Origin of the sequence: Agrobacterium sp. ICMP 6402, assembly GCF_009498615.1 — a bacterium.
Classification (GTDB): Bacteria; Pseudomonadota; Alphaproteobacteria; order Rhizobiales; family Rhizobiaceae; genus Agrobacterium; species Agrobacterium burrii.
On record NZ_QSNV01000011.1, the window covers coordinates 152,440 to 171,575 of the forward strand.

The following is a 19,136-nucleotide window of genomic DNA, read 5'->3' on the forward strand; positions in this document are numbered from 1 at the left end:
ATCACGGCACCTCGTTTCCGATTGCGAGTGTATAAAGCTCAAACCATGTCTGGCGGTCGATCGTGACGCTCAACGCGTCAGCCGCCGTTTTGATGCGCTCGATATTGTTGGTGCCGAGCACCGGCACGATCTTTGCCGGGTGGCGCAAAAGCCAGGCGATGGCAACGGCGGTGGCATCGACGCCCTGCTCCTTGCCGATGCGCTGCAGCGCCGCCATTGTTGCGCCATGAGCGCCGGAAAACAGCGAGCCGCCACCGAGCGGCGACCAGGCCATCGGCGAAACGCGCTTTTCCTGCAGGAAGGCGAGATCACCATTGGTGAAGCTATCCGTGGCAAGCAGGCTCATTTCGATCTGGTTCGTGACCAGCCGGTTTTTCATGGCCGATTGCAGCAGCGAGAAATCCCATGGCCGGAAGTTGGAGACACCAACGGCCTTCACCTTGCCCGACGCCACCAGTGCGTCGAGCGCCTTGCCGGTTTCCTCCGCATCAACAAGCGGATCAGGGCGATGAATGAGCAGGAGATCGACATAATCGGTTCCCATGTCGCGCAGCGATGCCTCGACCGAGGCATTGATATGGCCAGCCGTCGTATCGTAATGCTTGACGCGGGCGGCGGAGTGACGTCCGGCCGGCGCGACGATGCCGCATTTGGTAACGATCTCTATTTTGTCGCGCAGTCCCGGAGCAGCCTTGAGGCCGTTACCCAGAATGGCTTCCGCCGTGTATCCGCCGTAAATATCGGCCTGATCCATGGTGGTGATGCCCTGCGCCAGGCAGGCTTCGATCTTGGCCTGCACATGGGCGGGCGAAGTGTCCTTATCGTCACCGATGCGCCACATGCCATAAACGATGCGGCTGAGTTGCAATGTTTCAGAAAGAGCGATGCGTTCCATCAGTGGCGTTCCCCGTTGCCGAGCGGCGTGGCAGGCGTTTCAGAAGGTACCCGGCCGTAGGCATGCGGCAGGGAGCAGGTTTTCATCTGCGGCAGAACCTTGGTGCCGAAGTGTTCCGCCTCATCAATATGCGGATAACCGGAAAGGATGAAGGCGCGAATGCCCATCTTCTGGTATTCTTCCAGCGTCGACAGAACCTGATCCGTCGAACCGACAAGTGCCGCACCACAACCGGAGCGCGCCCTGCCGATGCCTGTCCACAGATTGGGTTCGACATAACCGAATTTGTCGGCCAGTTCGCGGGCGCGCGCCTGATGCGACACGCCGAGCGAGCCGCTGTCATGGGCGCGGTTGCGGATCAACTGGCCGTATTCGTCATCGAGCTTCGAGACAAGATGCTCGGCATATTCGCGGGCTTCCTGCTCGGTATCGCGCACCACCATATGGACACGCAGACCGTAATCCAGAGTGCGGCCGTGGGCTGCGGCGCGCTCATGGGCGGCGCGCATGCGGTCTGCCAGCTGGTCCTTCGTCTCAGGCCACATCAGATAGACGTCACACTGCGCGCCACAGAGTTCGAGCGCATCCGGCGAATAACCGCCGAAATAAAGCAGCGGCCCACCATTCTGCTGGTAGGGACGTGCCGGTTCGGTCGAGACGCCCTTGAACTGGTAGATTTCACCATCGTGATCGATAGTGTCGCGCGTCCAGGCCTGCCGCAGGATTTCTACGACCTCATGGCTGCGCTTGTAACGGAAGGCGCTGTCGGCCACTTCACCCGGAAAATCGGAACTGATGACGTTGAGCGTCAGGCGGCCTTTCAGCATGTGGTCGAGCGTCGCCACCGTGCGCGCCAGCATGATCGGCTGCATCTCGCCGCAGCGAATGGCGGCAAGGAAATTGATGCGGTCGCTGATCGGCGCGCAGCCGGCGACAAAGCTCAGCGTATCCTGCCCGACCTGATAGGACGAAGGGCAGAGGATGTTGCGAAAACCGAGTTCTTCGGCCTTTTTGACGATATCCGAGCAATGTTCAAAGCTGGAACGCAGGCTACCGTCAGGCACGCCCAGATAGGCGTAATCATCGGAACACAAAGCGGAAAACCAGGAGACCTCGGCAGCATCGAGATCAGCGGATGTAACGGGTACGACGGTCATGCAATTCCTCCTCAGGGCCGCTCTTGTTTTTCTTGCATAACATCAAGAAATATGTAAATCAATGATGTATCAATTTTTGTTTCGGGGAGGAAACGGCATCATGAAACACACTGGCGGCAGCCTGCCCATGTATCTGCAGATCGCCGAAATGCTGGTGCGCGAGGTGGCGGCGGGCCGGTTGATCGACGGCGAAAAGCTGGCGCCGGAGCGCGACATGGCGGCCGATCTCGGCATTGCCGTCGGCACACTTCGCAAGTCACTCGCCGAATTGCAGGAGCGTGGCCTGCTGGAGCGCGTGCAGGGATCGGGCAATTACATTCGCGCCGTCAGCGATCCGCAAAGCGTTTACGCCTTTTTCCGCCTTGAGATGATCGAGGGTGGCGGCCTGCCGACGGCGGAGGTTCTGGATGTGGCGCGGCTTGCCAAACCCGCCGCCCTGCCCGCTTTCGGCACATCGATGGAAGGACATCGCATCCGCCGCCTCCGGCGCATTGCCGGCAAACCGGCTGCCATCGAGGAGATCTGGCTGGATGGATCTTATGTCGACACGATCTCCATCGAGAACATGTCGGAATCTCTCTATCTCTATTACCGCACCCGCCTCAATCTCTGGATATCGAAGGCGGAAGACCGCATCGATCTGGGCGATGTGCCCGAATGGGCACCCGAGGCCTTCGGTCAGAAGCCGGGCGCGCCGGTGCCGCGCGTGCTGCGTCTCAGCCAGGCGCAGGATGGCGCGGTGGCCGAAGTCTCATGGACATGGTTCGACCATACGGTCGCCCGCTATGTTTCTCGCATACGTTGAGATCACCGCATATTCGCGTGATCCACATGAGGATAAGAATTTGACGGGAGGCAAGGAAGCGGCGACCTGCCTTGCGGCAACTTTCGCCACTATATTTCTTTAAATCAACAACTTAATAGTTTTTGATTTCTGTCAGAAATAAAATTGATACACTATTGATTTCCTTTTTGTGAAAGGTAATATCACGGAATTAGGGAGACAGGCGTTTCGCCATCCCACGTTATCGCCGGATAATCGGGACAGATTTTCGACAGAGCGATACGTGGAACTTGAAGGTTGATACCGGCTTTTGCGTCCATCGGGATTTTGGACGCGTCGGTTGTGAGGAGGAAAATATGGCTTCAGTCAGCCTGCGCAAGCTGGATAAGAGTTACGGTGCCCTGCGCATCGTCAAGGGCATCGACCTTGAAATCAACGATGGCGAATTCGTGGTTTTCGTCGGCCCTTCCGGCTGCGGCAAATCCACGACGCTGCGCATGGTCGCGGGTCTGGAAAGCATTACCGGCGGTGAGGTCATGATCGGCGACCGCGTCGTCAACCGGCTGCCGCCGCGCGAACGCGACATCGCCATGGTGTTTCAGGACTATGCGCTTTATCCGCACAAGACCGTGCGTGAAAACATGGGTTTCAGCCTCAAAGTACGCGGCGTGAGCGCGTCGCAGGCCAATGCCAGCATCGATGAGGCGGCAAAGATGCTCGGCATCGAGCATCTGCTCGACCGCCGGCCCGGCCAGCTTTCCGGCGGCCAGCGCCAGCGTGTGGCCATGGGCCGCGCCATCGTGCGCCGTCCACAGGTGTTTCTGTTCGACGAGCCGCTGTCCAACCTCGACGCTAAACTCCGCGGACAGGTGCGCACGGAAATCAAGCGCCTACACCAGCAGCTCGGCACGACAATCATCTACGTCACTCATGATCAGGTGGAGGCCATGACGCTGGCTGACCGCATCGTCATCCTGCGTGGTGGCGATATCGAGCAGGTCGGCACGCCGGACGAGGTCTATAACCGTCCGGAAAGCGTCTTCGTCGGCGGTTTCGTCGGTGCTCCCGCCATGAATTTCGCCCGCGCCAGGGTAAACGGCGACCGGCTGACATTTTCCGACGGCAATTCCCTGCCGATGGCGACCATCCGGCCTGCCCGCGAAACGGGCCTCGAAGGGCGCGAAGTCATTGTCGGCATTCGCCCGGAACATTTCGGCCCGGCCGAGGGCTTCGACAGCCAGCTTGCGGTCAAGGTGCAGGTGGTGGAACCGCTGGGCTCCGATACGCTGGTGCATTTCAGCCTCGGCGATGCGGCGCTGACCGCCAGAATGCCGCCGCAGCTTCGCCCGGCGCCGAACGAGGAGCTGAGAATCGGGCTCGATCCGTCCAAAGTCCATCTTTTCGACGCCGCGACGGAGCGCTCTATCCACTGATTGCCGGGCGTGGAAACGCTGCGGCCAACGGGTTTAATAACGGGAGGAACACATGAAATTCAAAGCCATAACCGGGGCAGCGCTCTGCGCAACCATGCTCACCTTTTCGGGACAGGCCTTTGCCGATGCCGAACTGAAAATCTTCGTTTCCAGCCAGCATCAGCCGGATGTCTGGCGCAAGGCGCTCGATCAATATGAGGCGAAGACGCCCGGCGTGAAAGTCGTCATCGAGACCGGCGGCAACACCTCGGAAATGCAGGCGCAATATCTCAACACCGTGATGTCGGCCAAGGATTCCAGCCTCGACGTGCTGATGCTCGACGTCATCCGTCCGGCGCAATTCGCCACCGCCGGCTGGACCAGCGATTTCTCCGGCAAGGATTTGTCGGGCTATCTGCCCACCTATGCTGAAGCGAACACCGTGAACGGCAAGGTCGTGGCGCTGCCCGCCTTCGCCGATTCCATGTTCCTTTATTACCGCAAGGATCTGCTGGACAAATACGGCATCAAGCCGCCGACCACCTGGGACGAGCTGAAGGAAGCGTCCAGGAAGGTGATGGAGGGTGAAAAGAACCCTGATCTTCAGGGCCTGTCCTTCCAGGGCAAGGCGATCGAAGGCGCGGTCTGCACCTTCCTCTTGCCCTATTGGAGCGAAGGCAAGTCGCTGGTCGAAAACGGCAAGCTGAACTTCGACAATCAGGCGGCCGTGGATTCGCTGAAGCTCTGGAAGAGCTTCGTTGACGAGGGCATTTCCAAGAAGAACATCTCCGAAGTGGCGACCGACGACACCCGCAAGGAATTCCAGGCCGGCAAGGTTCTCTTCGCCGTCAACTGGTCCTACGCCTGGACCCATTTTCAGGGCAAGGAATCGCAGGTGAACGACAAGGTCGGCGTCGCCCGCCTACCGGCCGTCAAGGGCGGCGAGCAGACAACCTGCCTCGGTGGCTGGGAATTCGGCGTTTCCGCCTATTCCAAGCAGCAGGATGAAGCCAAGAAGCTGGTGGAATATCTCTCCGGTCAGGATGTGTCGAAGTTCATGGCCATCAACGCCACGCTGCTGCCGACCTATGCCGCGCTTTACAAGGATGCCGACGTGACCAAGGCAATCCCGTGGTTCGCCGATGCGCTGCCCGTGGTTGAAACCGCCAAGGCCCGTCCCGTGACGCCGCGTTACAACGAGGTCAGCGAGACGATCCGCACCACCGTCAACGGCGTACTTGCCGGCGTCATGACGCCGGAAGACGGCGCAAAGCAGATGGAAAGCCGTCTGCGGCGCGTTCTGCGCTAAGCTTCAAGGCCGGAAAGCGGCGTGGTTTCATGCCCTTTCCGGCTGCTTCGACTGAATAAGAATAAACGCGCCCGGGCGGCGCGATAAACGGGCCGGATATGAACCGGTCCGATCGGGAGACGATGACGTGAATCCAGTTGCGGGAGTGGCAGGTGTGACAATGCCGGAAAGAACCATGGTTCGGGTGGACGAACAGAAGCTGCCGCGCTGGACGCGGTGGCTCGATCTCGGCGACCGCTCGCTTGCCGTGCTTTTGCTGGCGCCTGCCGCCATTCTTCTGTCACTCATCATCGTCTATCCGGTGGCGCGGCTCGTCTATACCAGTTTCTTCAGCCTGTCGCTGACATCGGGCCTGCCGGCGGAATTCATCGGCTTTGAAAACTATACGGCGATGTTCGACGATCCGATCTTCTGGGAAACGACCTGGAACACGGTTCTGATAACGCTGATTACCGTGCCCGGCGCGCTGTTTATGGGCCTCGGCCTCGCGCTCCTCGCCAACCTGCCCTTTTCCATGCAATGGCCGATGCGCCTATCGCTGCTCATTCCCTGGGCGCTGCCGCTGTCCTTTGCCGGCCTGATCTTTGCGTGGTTCTTCCATTATGAATATGGCGTGGTCAATGATGTGCTCAACCGTCTGGGTTTCGAAGGCATCATCTGGTTCAATTCTCCCAACTGGGCCTTTGCGGCCATCTGCCTGACGATCATCTGGAAGACCTCCTCCTTCATGGCGCTGATGATCCTTGCCGGCCTGCAGACCATTCCGCGCTCGCTCTACGAGGCGGCGGATGTGGATGGCGCCGGCAAAATCCGGCAGTTCTTCGAGATCACCCTGCCGCTTCTCAAGCCCTCGATCGTCGTCGCCCTCATCTTCCGCACGATCACGGCGCTGCAGACCTTTGATATTCCTTACATGATGACCGGCGGCGGCCCCGGCACATCCACCACGACGCTTGCCATGTACATTCACCAGAACACCGTTTCCTTCCTCGATCTCGGTTACGGTTCGGCCTTAGCGGTCATGATGTTTGCGCTCTCCATGTGCGTTACCGCCGTTTATCTCCGCATCATCAGGACGAAGGACTGATCCCATGAGCACCGTTGCAAATTCCGGTCTGTCCTCGTTCTTCTCCGGCAAGCCGCTGCGCTTCATCGCGGCCTCCATCCTTCTGGTCAACGGTCTGTTTCCGGCGATCTGGATCCTCTTCACCTCGCTGAAGACCGAAGCGGAACTGACGGCCAAGCCGATCACCTGGTTTCCGCATGCACCGACGCTTGCAAACTACATGCAGGCCTTTTCCGACCAGCCGCTGCACCTGTTCCTGTTCAACAGCTTCATGGTGGCGCTGCTTTCGACCGCGCTCACCATTCTGATTTCGGTGCTGGCGGCTTATGCGCTGGCGCGGCTCAATCTCAAATACCGGGCGCTGATCCTCTCGCTCATCATCGCCGTTTCCACCTTTCCGCTGGTGACGCTGCTGGTGCCGCTGTTCGAGATCATGCGGGCGCTCAACCTGCTCAACAGCTGGACGGCGCTGATCCTGCCCTACACCGTGCTGTCGCTGCCGGTCTGCACCCTGATGCTGGTCTCCTTCTTCGAAAGCATCCCGCGCGATCTCGAAAATGCCGCCATGATCGATGGCTGCACCCGCATCGGGGCGCTGTTCAAGGTGGTGGTGCCGCTCTGCGCACCGGGCGTTTTTACCGCCGGCATTCTCGCCTTCGTCAATGCGTGGGATGAGTTCCTGCTGGCGCTTTCCTTCAATTCCAATCCGGCCCTTCGCACCCTGCCCGTCGGCATCCAGCTTTATCAGGGTGAATTCGCTTTCCCCTGGCCAGTCATTTCGGCGGCGCTGGTGGTTGGCATCGTGCCGGTCGCGATCCTGATCGTCATTTTTCAGGAACGGGTTGTCTCCGGCCTCACCGCCGGCGGTCTCAAGGGCTAAACAGGTACAGTCATGCATTTCGAAAAGACCAAAGACGGCTTCACGCTCGAAATCGACGGCCGCACCATCCTTGCCCATTCGCCTGACAACCCCGCCTTCTTCGCGGGTTCTGGCCGCGAACGAATGGATATGTATCGCGGCAATTTCGACATCGAGGACTATGTCATCGAGCGAACTGCCCTGCGCCATGCCGAGATCGACGGCGACAGCGTCACGCTTTCCTCCGCACCCGGACAGGCACCGCGCCTTCGCCTGACGCTGGACGGCAACGCTATCAGACTGGCGGCGCTGGATGAAACCATCAACCGCCTGTGGCTGCGCGTCGTCGCGGAAACGGACGAGCACGTCTGGGGCGGCGGCGAGCAGATGTCCTATTTCGACATGCGCGGACGGCGTTTCCCGCTCTGGACTTCTGAACCCGGCGTCGGCCGCGACAAGACCTCGGAGCTTACCTTCAAGGCCGATGTCAGCGGCAAGGCGGGCGGCGATTATTACAACACAAACTACCCGCAGCCGACTTACCTCTCGTCGCGCAAATACGCCCTGCATGTGGAAACCAGCGCCTATTCGGTGTTCGATTTTCGCAACGGCGATTTCCACGAAATCGAAATCTGGGCGATCCCCGAGCGTATCGAATTCTTCGCCGGCGATACCTTCACCGATATCGTCTCCGCCCTCTCGCTGCGGTTCGGACGCCAGCCGGAGCTGCCGGAATGGGTCTATAACGGCGCGATCATCGGGTTAAAGGACGGCGTCAACTCCTTTGCCCGGCTGGAGAAAATTCGTGCCGCCGGAACGAAGGTTTCCGGCCTCTGGTGCGAGGACTGGGTCGGACTTCGCCAGACCTCCTTTGGTGCGCGGCTGTTCTGGGACTGGCAGGCCAATGACACGCGCTATCCGCATCTGCGCCAGAAAATTGCCGAGCTTGCCGATCAGGACATCCGCTTTCTTGGTTACGTGAACCCCTATCTCTGCGTTGACGGCCCGCTTTTCCCCGTGGCCGAAGACGCCGGTTATTTCGCCACCGGCGCAGATGGCAAGACGGCGCTGGTGGATTTCGGCGAATTCGACTGCGGCGTGGTGGATTTCACCAATCCGGCCGCGGCCGACTGGTTTGCCGAACAGATCATCGGCAAAAACATGCTGGATTTCGGCCTTTCCGGCTGGATGGCCGATTTTGGCGAATATCTGCCGATCGATATCAACCTTTCCAACGGTGTCGATGCCAAGCTGATGCACAATGCCTGGCCCACCCTCTGGGCCGAGGTTAACGCGAAAGCCGTCGAAAGCCGGGGCAAGACGGGTGAAGCACTGTTCTTCATGCGCGCAGGCTTCACCGGCGTGCAAGCCCATTGCCCGCTGATCTGGGGCGGCGACCAGTCGGTGGATTTCTCCCGCCATGACGGCCTCGTCACCGTCATCTGCGGCGCGCTGTCCTCCGGCCTCATGGGTAACGCCTACCACCATTCCGATATCGGCGGTTACACCAGCCTGTTCGGCAATGTCAGGACGGCGGAACTCATCATGCGCTGGACGGAAATGGCCGCCTTCACGCCTGTGATGCGCACCCATGAGGGCAATCGCCCGCGCGATAATCTCCAGATCGATCAGGACGACACGGTTCTTGCCCATTTCGCCCGCATGACGGCGATCTATGTCGCGCTCGCCCCCTATCTGAAATCGCTTTCCGCAGAGGCGGCTGAGACTGGCCTGCCGGTGCAACGTCCGCTTTTCCTGCATTATGAGGACGACCGGCAGACCTACGCCATTCAGGACAGCTATCTCTATGGAGCCGACATGCTGGTTGCGCCGGTCTGGAAAGCGGGCGAAACGCAGCGCACACTCTATCTTCCGGGCAATGGCGAATGGGTGCATCTGTGGAGCGGCGCGCGCCATCCCGGCGGACGCGAAGTCACCATCGAAGCGCCGCTCGGCCAGCCCGCGGTTTTCTATCGTGCCGATAGCAGCCATATCGCCCTGTTTGAACAGCTTCGCAGCATCTGAGCCGTTGACAGCCAGCTAAAAAAGCGACAGTTTCCGACGCATTCCGAGGGGAGCACCGAACGGTGCTGAGATGGCGATGAGCCGGACCCTTGAACCTGATCCGGGTCATGCCGGCGTAGGAACGGAAACTGTCGCACCCTTCAGGCGCTGCCCTTTCTCTTCTCCGCTTGGCCATGATCTCCGTGATTGTCACATCTGGAGACCGAATGATGATGCTGAAACCTTCTGTCCTTCGCACATGGTGCGTTTGCGCCTGAGGTCCGGCTCATGCGTGCCACCCATGCATTGAACGGTATCGGCCTTCTGCTGCTTCTGTGGCAGGCGGGCACATGGCTGTTTGCGCCGCCGCGCTACATCGTGCCGTCGCCCGCCGATGTCGCCGCCGCCTTCTGGCGTCAGCCCGGCTTCCTGTTCGGCCAGGCCATGGTGACATCCGGCGAAATGGCGCTCGGGCTAGCGGCAGGCATCGCCGCCGGCATCCTCGTCGCCTTCACGATCGCCGCCATCCCGCGTCTTGGCCGCCTCGTCTGGCCCATGGTTCTTGTATTGCAGGCCTTCCCGGTCTTCGTGCTCGCCCCCATTCTCGTGCTCTGGTTCGGTTTCGGCATGGCCTCGAAAGTGGTGATGACCGCGATCATCATCTTCTTCCCGGTCGCCTCCTCTTTCACCGATGGCCTCAATCGCACGGATCGCGCCATTCTCGACGCCGCCTCGCTGACGGAGGCAAGCCACTGGCAGACCCTCACCCGGCTGCGCGTGCCGCTGGCGTTGCCATCGCTCATTTCCGGGCTGAGGGTGGCCGCGCCACTCGCCCCGCTTGGCGCCGTCATCGGCGAATGGGTGGGTGCTTCAGCCGGGCTGGGTTTCGTCATGATCCAGTCCAATGCCCGCATGCAGACCGACACCATGTTTGCCGCCATGGCCATTCTCGCCGTCATGGCGGTGTTGCTGCGGCTCATCGTCGACCGGGCGACCGCCAATCTGGCCCCCTGGGCCAGAGAAACAGAACACGCCATTCCTTTCAGATATTTACGGAGACTTTCGGCACCATGAAACGAACTCTTCTTTCACTCCTCGTCGCGGCAGCAAGCGTGCTTGCACCCATGCAATCTCAGGCGGCCGACAAGCTGACCGTGTTACTGGAATGGTTCGTGAACCCGGATCACGCGCCGATGGTGATCGCGAAAGAACGTGGCCTGTTTGCCGATGCGGGGCTTGAGGTTGAACTGGTTCCGCCCGCGGACCCCTCCGCCGTGCCGCGTCTCGTCTCGGTAAAACAGGCCGATATCGGCGTGCATTACCAGCCGAACCTCTATCTCGATCACGATGCCGGCTTGCCGCTGGTGCGTTTCGGCACGCTGGTCGAAACCCCGCTCAACACCGTCACGGTTCTCGCGGATGGGCCGATCAAAAGCCTGAAGGACCTGAAGGGCAAGAAGGTCGGTTTTTCCGTTTCCGGTTTTGAAGATGCGATGCTGAAGCGCATGCTGGAAAAGGACGGGCTGACGAAGGATGATGTCGAACTCATCAACGTCAACTTCTCGCTCTCGCCATCGCTGATTGCCGGCAAGGTGGATGCAACACTCGGCGGTTTTCGCAATTTCGAACTGACGCAGATGAAGCTCGAAGGCCATGAAGGCCGCTCGTTCTTCCCGGAGGAGCATGGTGTGCCGGCCTATGACGAGCTGATCTTCGTCACCCATCGCGATCTTACGAAAGACAGCCGCCTGCCGCGTTTCCTCTCCGCCGTCGAGCAGGCCGCGATCTTCATCACCAACCACCCGCAGGAATCCTGGCAGCTTTTCATCAAGGCCTATCCGAACCTTGACGATGCGCTGAACAAACAGGCCTTCTTCGACACGCTGCCACGCTTCGCCAAGCGCCCCGCCGCACTTGATCGCACCCGCTATGATCGTTTCGGTGCGTTCATGCAGGAGATGCAGCTGATCAAGCAGGCACCGAAGGCAGACGATATCGCCGTGGAGCTGCAGCAGCCATGACCGGCACTTTTCCGACAGCGGCGAAAGCCGCCGACATTCTGGAGCGGGTGCGCAAAACCCGCCCGCGCGTGCATTGCCTGATGAACACCGTGGTGCAGAAATTCACCGCCGACGGCATCACCGTCATCGGCGGCATTCCCTCGATGACCACTTCTCTGGAAGAAATAGAGAGCTTTGTCACCAAGGCGGACGCATTGACCGTCAATCTTGGCACGCTGGATGCCGAGCGGCGCAAGGTCATCCGGCTGGCAATCGAGATCGCCAATGCATCCGGCAAGCCGTGGATCGTCGATCCCGTACATTGCGACTATTCGCCATCCCGGCTGGAATTTGCCCGCGAACTCATCGCCCTCTCCCCGACCATCGTGCGCGGTAACCGCGCCGAGATGAGCCTGATCGGCGATGTGCCTGATGCGGTGCGGATCGAAACCGGACCGGTCGATCATCTCCGCGACACGACCCGTGGCGTCAGGATCGTCAACGGTCATCCATGGATGGCGAAGGTCACCGGCACCGGTTGTCTCTCGGGTGGCATCATCGCCGCGTTCATGGCCGTGGAGAAAGATGCCCTGACGGCGGCAGCCGCAGCCCTTGCCGTCACAGGCGTTTCCGCCGAATTGGCTGCGAAACAGGCCAAAGGCCCCGGCACCTTCGAACCGGTGTTTCTGGATGCGCTTTCCGAAATCTCGGACGAAGACATCATCAATCACGCGAGGATAGAGCATGAACAAGGTTGATTACCGTCTCAACGCATTGGTCGATGCCAGTCTTGCCGATGTCGCACCCTTACCCGAGCTTGCTTTGGCGGCCGCACTCAACGGTGCGACCATTCTGCAATATCGCGACAAGCATGGTTCGACGCGCGAAATGATCGACGACGCCCGCGCCATTCACGAGGCCATCGCCGGCACCGGTGTGCCGCTTGTTATCAACGACCGTGTGGATGTGGCGCTCGCCTCCGGCGCTGATGGCGTGCATCTCGGTGCCGATGACATGGATGCGAAGACCGCCAGGCGCATTCTCGGCGAAAAGGCGATCATCGGTCTCACCGTCAAGAACCGCGCCGATGCCGAACGGGCGGCCTCCAAGCCTGCCGATTACGCTTGCATTGGCGGCGTGTTCGAAACGGTTTCCAAGGTGAACCCAGACAAACCCGTCGGTATCGATGGTTTTGCGACGCTTCGCGCCCTGCTGCGCGAATGGCGGCCGGATATGCCTGTTGGCGCCATCGCCGGTATCGACCTTGCCCGCGTGCCTTCTGTCATCGAGGCCGGCGCGGATGGCGTCGCAGTCATTTCCGCCATCTTCCGGGCAGGCGATATTGCCAGCGCAACCAGGGACTTCCGCTCCGCAATTGACGCGGCGCTGAAAGCGAGACAACCATGACATCAATTGCATTGACCATTGCCGGCTCCGACAGCGGCGGCGGCGCGGGCATTCAGGCCGACATCAAGACCTTTTCGGCACTCGGCGCCTATGCCGCCAGCGTCATCACCGCCATCACCGCCCAGAACACCAGAGGTGTCACCGCGGTTGAGGATATTTCCGTGGCCACCATCGTCGCACAGATGGATGCGGTTTTTTCCGATCTTGCCGTCAATGCGGTGAAGATCGGCATGGTCTCGCGCATCGAAACCATCGCCGCCATCGCGGAGCGGCTTCGTCGGCAGCCACAGCCGGTGGTTCTCGACCCGGTCATGGTGGCGACATCAGGCGACCGGCTGCTGCATGAGGACGCCATCGAGACCTTGCGGCGGGAGCTTTTGCCACTCGCCGCCATCGTCACGCCGAACCTGCCCGAAGCGGCGCTGCTGACTGGCATGCCGATCGCCACCACCGACAAGGAAATCACCCGTCAGGCCGAGGCAATCCTCAAGGCCGGCGCAAAAGCCGTGCTCATCAAGGGTGGACATGGCAATGGGCCTGAGAGCACGGATTATCTGTTTGCTGATGGCACCATGCTGGCGCTTGCCGCACCGCGGGTGGACACTAAGAACGACCACGGCACCGGCTGTACATTGGCGGCGGCGATTACGGCCCATCTTGCCAAGGGGTGTGAGCTGCGGGAGGCGGTTGGGCTCTCGAAGGAGTATCTGAATGGGGCGCTTGAGGCTGGGCGCGGGCTTGCCGTTGGGAATGGGCGGGGGCCGGTGCATCATTTTTATCGGTGGTGGGGATAGCAACGCGAGGGTGGAGCGTGTGGCTTACCCCCCTCTGCCCTGCCGGGCATCTCCCCCTCAAGGGGGGAGATCAGATGCCGCACTCGCTCGTTCCATAGGCAGGGTGTCCGCAGCTTGTCGATCTCCCCCCTTGAGGGGGAGATGTCCGGCAGGACAGAGGGGGGTGGTGGCACACTCAACGCCCACCCTCACCGAGCCTTCGGCGTCGCCAACACATTCCTGATCGCAAAACTCGAATGAATCCGCGAAACCCCCGGCAGCTTCGACAGAATCTCCTTGTGAATCCGCTCGAAATCTCCCGCACTTTCCGCCTCACAGCGCAGGAAATAATCCGATCCGCCCGTCATCAGGTAACACTCGCGGATTTCCGGATACCGCCGCACGGCATTTTCGAACCGGTTGAGAAAATCCTCGGTCTGGCGGTCGAGCGTGATCTGCACGATGACCGAGATCACTTCCCCGCCGGCGAGACCGCTGGTCAGCGCCGTATATCCGCGGATAATGCCTTCCCGTTCGAGAATATCGACCCGGCGCAGGCAGGCCGAAGCCGAAAGCCCGACTTCCGCTGCCAGTTTTGCATTGCTGATACGGGCATTGAGCCGAAGCAGGCGGATGATGTGGCGGTCGGTCGCATCGAGTGACGACATAGAAAATTCCAATCAGACAAAGAAAATTGCGTCATTTTCAATTCTATTGCATTTTCTTCGAACAATCGCCAAGAAATTCGATAATCGTTGCAATACTCTCATGGGATAAAAATGAGGGTGAACGACCATGGACATGCAGATCAGCCGCCAGCAGGCAGCCGGTGGTGCAAGCGGCCATCTGAGCATCGATCTCGGCGCATTGCGCGACAATTACCTGACGCTTGCGGCCATGGCGCCGGCTTCGCAGACGGCAGCGGTCGTCAAGGCAGACGCTTATGGCCTCGGCGCGGATATCGTCTCGCAAACCCTGTTCGACGCAGGCTGTCGCAACTTCTTCGTCGCCCATATCGATGAGGCGCTGGCGCTTCGGCTTCGTCTGTCGGCACAGGCGCGGATTTTCGTGCTGAACGGCCTTCAGCCCGGTAACGAGATCTCCTGCGCCGCCATGGCCATCACCCCGGTTCTGAACTCGCTGGAGCAGATCGCGCAGTGGTCGGCCCATGCGCGCCATCTGGGCAAGACGCTACCGGCGGCGGTGCAGATCGATAGCGGCATGTGCCGCCTTGGCCTTTCCCCGGCGGAGCTTGAAATCATCGCCTCTCAGCCGCAATTGCTCGAAGGTCTCGACATCGCCTTCGTGATGAGCCACCTCGCCTGCGCCGACGAGCCGGAACACCTCTCCAATGCCGCCCAGCTTGCGGTGATGCGAAAGGCCGCCAACGCTTTCCCCGATGCGCCCGTCTGCTTTTCCAATTCCGGCGGCATCTTTCTCGGCAATGACTACCATAACCACCTGCTGCGCCCCGGCATCGCGCTTTATGGCGGCGCGCCCTCCGTTGCCCGGCCCAACCCGATGAAACCGGTCGTGCGTCTCGATCTCGCCGTCGTCCAGACCCGCACCGTGCCGACAGGCTCGCTGGTCGGTTATGGCGGCTCTTTCGAAGCCGCAGGCCCCACACGTCTTGCGACAATCGCCGCGGGTTATGCCGATGGTCTGCCACGCTCGCTCAGCAATCGCGGGGCGGCGTGGTATAATGGAATTCGCCTGCCGATTGCGGGCCGCGTTTCGATGGACAGCATCATTCTCGACATATCCGCCCTGCCCGAGGGAACGTTGACGCAGGGCAGTCTCGTGCAGATGATCGGGCCTGACCAGACTTTGGAAGACATTGCCGAGGATGCGGGCACGATCGCCTATGAAATCCTGACCGGCCTCGGACGCCGTTACCGCCGCAGCTATATTCAGCCGGGAGAAACCCCGGCAACCGCCTCAACATCAGTCAATCACAAGTGAGACGATCATGAACGTCACTATCCTCGGAGCCGGCGTTGTCGGCGTGACCTCCGCCTGGTATCTGGCCAAAGCCGGACACAAGGTGACGGTGATCGACCGCCAGCCGGCCGCAGCGCTCGAAACCAGCTTTGCCAATGCCGGTGAGGTTTCGCCCGGTTACTCCTCGCCATGGGCAGCACCCGGCATTCCAATGAAGGCGATGAAATGGCTGTTCATGAAACATGCGCCGCTGATCATCCGCCCGACGGCCGATCCGGCGGCGTGGCGCTGGATGAGCCAGATGCTGCGCAACTGCACCTCGGCGCGTTACGCCATCAACAAAAGCCGCATGGTTCGCATCGCCGAATATAGCCGCGATTGCCTGATGGCGCTGCGCGACGAAACCGGCATTCAATATGACCAGCGCATGCAGGGCACACTGGAGGTCTTCCGCACCCAGAAGCAGTTCGATGGCATCGGCAAGGATGTCGACGTGCTGACGGCGGGCGGTGTGCCCTTCGAAATTCTCGACCGCGACGGCTGCGCTGCCATCGAACCCGGTCTCGCACCGGCCAAAGAAAAAATCGTCGGCGGCCTGCGTCTGCCCGGCGACGAGACCGGCGACTGCTTCATGTTCACCACCGAGCTTGCCCGCATGGCGGAAGAAGCCGGTGTTACCTTCATTTACGATACCGGCATCATGCGTCCCATCGTCGAGGCCGGTCGCATCAAGGCCGTGGAAACCACCAAAGGGCTGGTGGAGGCCGATATTTTCGTGGCTGCACTTGGCAGCTACTCTCCGCAATTCGTGCGCCAGCTCGGACTTAATCTGCCGGTTTACCCGGTCAAGGGTTATTCCATCACAGTTCCGGTGGTGAATGAGGAGCGCGCGCCCGTTTCCACGGTGATGGACGAGGCCTACAAGGTGGCGATCACCCGGCTGGGCTCGCGTATCCGCGTCGGCGGTATGGCGGAGATCGCCGGTTTCAGCAAGGATTTGCCGGCCGCACGACAGGGAACGCTGACCCATTCGGTGGAAGACCTGTTCGGCGGCGCGGGGGACCAGAGCCAGGCGAAATTCTGGTGCGGCCTGCGCCCGATGACGCCTGACGGCACGCCGGTCATCGGCGCTACCCGCTACAGCAATCTTTACCTCAACACCGGCCACGGCACGCTCGGCTGGACCATGTCCTGCGGTTCCGCCCGCGTGCTTGCCGATCTCATCAGCGGGACCAAGCCGCAGATCGACACGCACGATCTGGCGATCAGCCGTTACGCCGCATGATCAACGCAAGCCGCGCCGCCACCCGGCGGCGCGGCTTGCGAAAATCGGGCCGGCCCGCTCGAATTTCGGCCGTCAACACGCCACAATTCATTCAGCGCCCGTTCAGCAGCAGCGCTATATTTCTTTAACCATCGAATTTGCAACTGGCAGCGCCCCTGCCGTTCTGGATGGAAAAAGACCATGTCGTCCTTTGCAGCTAAAACCGTTCTGGCCGTCGCCGTTGCCGCCGCGACCATCGTTCCTTTCAACACCGCGTCTGCCGACGACTGGGGCCGCCGTGACCGCCGTGATGCCGCCATTCTGGGTGGCGTACTCGGCCTTGCTGCCGGTGTCGCCGTCGGCTCCGCCCTTTCCCGCCCGGCGCCTGTTGACGATGAGCGCGTCTATATCGACCCGCCGCGCCGTTACGAACCGAACTATGTCTATGACGAGCCGGAATACCAGGAATACCGTCCACAGCCGGTCTACCGCCCGGCTCCCGTCTATCGTCCTGCACCGGTCTATCGCCCGCAGCCGGTTTATGACAGCCGCCCGGTCTATGGTCAGCGCGCTACCTATCGCACCATCGAGCCGTGGACCAACGCCTGGTACGACTATTGCTCGCAGCGTTACCGCAGCTTCAACACCCGCACCGGCACCTACACGGATTATGACGGCCAGCGTCATTTCTGCGTTGCGGGCTAATCGCGGCAGCGGCTTCCAGCAGGAGCGATAGCAGAGTAGCTGAGCGCGTCATACTGGCGATGCGCGCCAATGCCTCCTCCGTCATCCTCGCCCTTGAGGCGAGGATCCACACTTTCGAGCGCCGATGGATCCTCGCCTCAAGGGCGAGGATGACACCGAGTGTGGGAAAGCCGTCAAAAGCGTTGCGGCTCTTTCACGCCCCCTCAGTTCTTCACATAATCCGCCCGGTTGATACCGTGGCGTTGCAGCTTGTCGTAAAACGTCTTGCGGGCAATGCCGAGCGTGGCGATTGTCTCCGCCACATCACCATTCGACTGCTCCAGCGTTTCGCGAATGATCCGCGCCTCGATCGCATCCATGCGTTCGGGCAAGGTGCCGGATGCGGGAATGGCAGCCTGCACGACAGGTAGGGCAGCCGCGTCCGTTTCCAGCCCCAGAACCACCCTTTCAGCAAAATGTCCGAGCTCGCGCACATTGCCTGGCCAGTCATGCTCCTGAAGCCGACGGGAAATGCCGGCGCTGATCTGCGGCACGGCCATGTTGAAGCGGTTGGCAGCCTTGGTGACGAAGTGGGAAAACAGCAGCGGAATATCCGCCTTGCGTTCCCGCAGCGGCGGTATCGACAGCGTCACCACATTCAGCCGGTAATAAAGATCCTCGCGAAAGGTGCCGCGCTCGGCGGGATCGCCGAGATCGACCTTGGCCGCCGCCACCACGCGGATATCGACCGGCCGCTCCTCGTTTGAACCCAGCGGCGAGACCTCGCGCATTTCCAGCACGCGCAGCATCTTCACCTGCACGGCAAGCGGCATGCTTTCGATCTCGTCCAGAAACAGCGTGCCGCCGCTCGAATGTTCGATGCGGCCGACACGTTTCTTCTGCGCGCCGGTAAAAGCGCCCGGCTCATGGCCGAAAAGCTCGCTTTCGATCACCGTTTCCGGCAGCGCACCGCAATTCAGCGCCACGAAATTGCCCCGCGAGCGCTTCTTGCTCCAGCGGTGCAGCGCTGTCGCCACCACTTCCTTGCCGCTGCCCGTCTCTCCCGCCACCAGCACATCCACATCCGTATCGGCAATGTGCCTGAGCGTGGTGCGCAGCCGCTCCATGGCAGGCGTCTGTCCGATCAGCGGCAGATCGTCTTCCGCCTGCCCGGCAGCGCGGCGAAGTGCACGGTTTTCCAGTACGAGACGGCGTTTTTCCAGCGCCCGGCGCGCACTTTCCACCATACGCTCGGCCGGAAAGGGCTTGGCGATGAAATCATAGGCTCCGTTGTGAAGCGCATCGACCGCCATCGGCACATCGCCATGGCCGGTGATGAGGATAACCGGCAGATCGGCATCGATCTTGCGGACATGGTCGAAGAATTCCAGCCCCGTCATGCCCGGCATGCGCACATCCGTGATGATGATGCCGTCAAAATCCTCGTTCAGCGCCGCAAGCGCCTGCTCGGCGCGGGAAAAGGAGGTGACCGACAATCCGTCGAGTTCCAGCGTCTGCACCATCGCCTTGCGCAGCTGTGAATCATCGTCCACCAGGAATATGGTTCCATCCACCGTCATG

18 protein-coding genes and 1 riboswitch are annotated in these 19,136 nt (G+C 60.7%); of the genes, 14 read left to right on the forward strand and 4 right to left on the reverse strand.

What is annotated here, in order from left to right; genetic code table 11:
- Position 1 precedes the first annotated feature (1 nt).
- Together DXT96_RS23135 and DXT96_RS23140 are read right to left on the reverse strand one after the other, a co-directional pair.
- Entirely contained in the window at positions 2-895 is an 894-nt protein-coding gene (locus DXT96_RS23135; protein WP_153516644.1) for an aldo/keto reductase family oxidoreductase, read from the reverse strand.
- On the reverse strand, positions 895-2,052 hold the full coding sequence (locus DXT96_RS23140) for an LLM class flavin-dependent oxidoreductase (protein WP_153516645.1): 1,158 nt from the start codon (positions 2,050-2,052) through the stop codon (positions 895-897). The genes DXT96_RS23135 and DXT96_RS23140 overlap by 1 nt, the downstream gene beginning before the upstream one ends.
- Positions 2,053-2,152: 100 nt before the next feature.
- On the opposite strand from DXT96_RS23140, the gene DXT96_RS23145 reads away from it, so the two are divergent.
- From DXT96_RS23145 to thiD, 11 genes are all read left to right on the forward strand, one after another.
- Complete coding sequence (locus DXT96_RS23145) at positions 2,153-2,857, forward strand: GntR family transcriptional regulator (protein WP_153516646.1); 705 nt, start codon at positions 2,153-2,155, stop codon at positions 2,855-2,857.
- 335 nt (positions 2,858-3,192) lie between these two features.
- Entirely contained in the window at positions 3,193-4,269 is a 1,077-nt protein-coding gene (locus DXT96_RS23150) for an ABC transporter ATP-binding protein (protein WP_149899149.1), read from the forward strand.
- A gap of 52 nt (positions 4,270-4,321) precedes the next feature.
- The gene (locus DXT96_RS23155; RefSeq protein WP_153516647.1) at positions 4,322-5,557 is read left to right on the forward strand and encodes an ABC transporter substrate-binding protein; all 1,236 of its coding nucleotides are present in this window, start codon (positions 4,322-4,324) and stop codon (positions 5,555-5,557) included.
- Positions 5,558-5,732: 175 nt separating this feature from the next.
- Positions 5,733-6,644, forward strand: a complete 912-nt coding sequence (locus tag DXT96_RS23160; protein WP_174374876.1) for a carbohydrate ABC transporter permease — start codon at positions 5,733-5,735, stop codon at positions 6,642-6,644.
- Positions 6,645-6,648: 4 nt separating this feature from the next.
- The gene (locus DXT96_RS23165; protein ID WP_035220846.1) at positions 6,649-7,503 is read left to right on the forward strand and encodes a carbohydrate ABC transporter permease; all 855 of its coding nucleotides are present in this window, start codon (positions 6,649-6,651) and stop codon (positions 7,501-7,503) included.
- Between the two features lie 12 nt (positions 7,504-7,515).
- Positions 7,516-9,507: an alpha-glucosidase gene (locus DXT96_RS23170; protein WP_153516648.1), complete on the forward strand. Its 1,992-nt coding sequence runs from the start codon at positions 7,516-7,518 to the stop codon at positions 9,505-9,507.
- Positions 9,508-9,543: 36 nt separating this feature from the next.
- A riboswitch (TPP riboswitch) is annotated at positions 9,544-9,646 on the forward strand.
- 128 nt (positions 9,647-9,774) lie between these two features.
- Positions 9,775-10,560 (forward strand): ABC transporter permease, encoded by a 786-nt coding sequence (locus tag DXT96_RS23175; protein ID WP_153516649.1) that lies wholly within the window; start codon positions 9,775-9,777, stop codon positions 10,558-10,560.
- Positions 10,557-11,507, forward strand: a complete 951-nt coding sequence (locus tag DXT96_RS23180; protein ID WP_194287718.1) for an ABC transporter substrate-binding protein — start codon at positions 10,557-10,559, stop codon at positions 11,505-11,507. Before DXT96_RS23175 ends, DXT96_RS23180 begins: the two co-directional genes overlap by 4 nt.
- Entirely contained in the window at positions 11,504-12,244 is a 741-nt protein-coding gene (locus DXT96_RS23185; RefSeq protein ID WP_153516650.1) for a hydroxyethylthiazole kinase, read from the forward strand. The genes DXT96_RS23180 and DXT96_RS23185 overlap by 4 nt, the downstream gene beginning before the upstream one ends.
- On the forward strand, positions 12,231-12,893 hold the full coding sequence (gene thiE, locus DXT96_RS23190; RefSeq protein ID WP_153516651.1) for a thiamine phosphate synthase: 663 nt from the start codon (positions 12,231-12,233) through the stop codon (positions 12,891-12,893). The genes DXT96_RS23185 and thiE overlap by 14 nt, the downstream gene beginning before the upstream one ends.
- Positions 12,890-13,687 (forward strand): bifunctional hydroxymethylpyrimidine kinase/phosphomethylpyrimidine kinase, encoded by a 798-nt coding sequence (gene thiD / locus DXT96_RS23195; RefSeq protein WP_153516652.1) that lies wholly within the window; start codon positions 12,890-12,892, stop codon positions 13,685-13,687. The genes thiE and thiD overlap by 4 nt, the downstream gene beginning before the upstream one ends.
- Positions 13,688-13,875: 188 nt before the next feature.
- On the opposite strand, the gene DXT96_RS23200 is transcribed toward thiD, so the two are convergent.
- Positions 13,876-14,334, reverse strand: a complete 459-nt coding sequence (locus DXT96_RS23200) for an Lrp/AsnC family transcriptional regulator (protein ID WP_003500727.1) — start codon at positions 14,332-14,334, stop codon at positions 13,876-13,878.
- Positions 14,335-14,461: 127 nt separating this feature from the next.
- Here DXT96_RS23200 and alr point away from each other — a divergent pair, with 127 nt between their 5' ends.
- The 3 genes from alr to DXT96_RS23215 all read left to right on the forward strand — a co-directional run bounded on the left by alr (position 14,462) and on the right by DXT96_RS23215 (position 17,576).
- Positions 14,462-15,628 carry an alanine racemase gene (alr, locus tag DXT96_RS23205; protein WP_153516653.1) on the forward strand — a complete coding sequence of 389 codons (1,167 nt, stop codon included), beginning with the start codon at positions 14,462-14,464 and terminating at the stop codon, positions 15,626-15,628.
- A 7-nt stretch (positions 15,629-15,635) separates the two neighbouring features.
- Complete coding sequence (locus DXT96_RS23210; protein ID WP_153516654.1) at positions 15,636-16,892, forward strand: D-amino acid dehydrogenase; 1,257 nt, start codon at positions 15,636-15,638, stop codon at positions 16,890-16,892.
- 180 nt (positions 16,893-17,072) lie between these two features.
- Positions 17,073-17,576, forward strand: a complete 504-nt coding sequence (locus tag DXT96_RS23215; RefSeq protein WP_153516655.1) for a BA14K family protein — start codon at positions 17,073-17,075, stop codon at positions 17,574-17,576.
- Between the two features lie 203 nt (positions 17,577-17,779).
- Here DXT96_RS23215 and DXT96_RS23220 read toward each other — a convergent pair whose 3' ends face one another.
- The gene (locus tag DXT96_RS23220) at positions 17,780-19,135 is read right to left on the reverse strand and encodes a sigma-54 dependent transcriptional regulator (RefSeq protein WP_153516656.1); all 1,356 of its coding nucleotides are present in this window, start codon (positions 19,133-19,135) and stop codon (positions 17,780-17,782) included.
- Position 19,136: the final 1 nt, after the last annotated feature.

Excerpts from the sequence above, each read along its gene's own strand:
- DXT96_RS23215 (WP_153516655.1), top strand. The coding sequence starts at position 17,073 with ATGTCGTCCTTTGCAGCTAAAACCGTTCTGGCCGTCGCCGTTGCCGCC.
- DXT96_RS23145 (WP_153516646.1), top strand. The coding sequence starts at position 2,153 with ATGAAACACACTGGCGGCAGCCTGCCCATGTATCTGCAGATCGCCGAA.
- DXT96_RS23185 (WP_153516650.1), top strand. The coding sequence starts at position 11,504 with ATGACCGGCACTTTTCCGACAGCGGCGAAAGCCGCCGACATTCTGGAG.
- DXT96_RS23220 (WP_153516656.1), bottom strand. The coding sequence starts at position 19,135 with ATGACGGTGGATGGAACCATATTCCTGGTGGACGATGATTCACAGCTG.
- DXT96_RS23165 (WP_035220846.1), top strand. The coding sequence starts at position 6,649 with ATGAGCACCGTTGCAAATTCCGGTCTGTCCTCGTTCTTCTCCGGCAAG.
- thiD (WP_153516652.1), top strand. The coding sequence starts at position 12,890 with ATGACATCAATTGCATTGACCATTGCCGGCTCCGACAGCGGCGGCGGC.
- DXT96_RS23210 (WP_153516654.1), top strand. The coding sequence starts at position 15,636 with ATGAACGTCACTATCCTCGGAGCCGGCGTTGTCGGCGTGACCTCCGCC.
- DXT96_RS23200 (WP_003500727.1), bottom strand. The coding sequence starts at position 14,334 with ATGTCGTCACTCGATGCGACCGACCGCCACATCATCCGCCTGCTTCGG.
- DXT96_RS23135 (WP_153516644.1), bottom strand. The coding sequence starts at position 895 with ATGGAACGCATCGCTCTTTCTGAAACATTGCAACTCAGCCGCATCGTT.
- thiE (WP_153516651.1), top strand. The coding sequence starts at position 12,231 with ATGAACAAGGTTGATTACCGTCTCAACGCATTGGTCGATGCCAGTCTT.
- DXT96_RS23150 (WP_149899149.1), top strand. The coding sequence starts at position 3,193 with ATGGCTTCAGTCAGCCTGCGCAAGCTGGATAAGAGTTACGGTGCCCTG.
- DXT96_RS23160 (WP_174374876.1), top strand. The coding sequence starts at position 5,733 with ATGGTTCGGGTGGACGAACAGAAGCTGCCGCGCTGGACGCGGTGGCTC.
- alr (WP_153516653.1), top strand. The coding sequence starts at position 14,462 with ATGGACATGCAGATCAGCCGCCAGCAGGCAGCCGGTGGTGCAAGCGGC.
- DXT96_RS23175 (WP_153516649.1), top strand. The coding sequence starts at position 9,775 with ATGCGTGCCACCCATGCATTGAACGGTATCGGCCTTCTGCTGCTTCTG.
- DXT96_RS23180 (WP_194287718.1), top strand. The coding sequence starts at position 10,557 with ATGAAACGAACTCTTCTTTCACTCCTCGTCGCGGCAGCAAGCGTGCTT.
- DXT96_RS23155 (WP_153516647.1), top strand. The coding sequence starts at position 4,322 with ATGAAATTCAAAGCCATAACCGGGGCAGCGCTCTGCGCAACCATGCTC.
- DXT96_RS23140 (WP_153516645.1), bottom strand. The coding sequence starts at position 2,052 with ATGACCGTCGTACCCGTTACATCCGCTGATCTCGATGCTGCCGAGGTC.
- DXT96_RS23170 (WP_153516648.1), top strand. The coding sequence starts at position 7,516 with ATGCATTTCGAAAAGACCAAAGACGGCTTCACGCTCGAAATCGACGGC.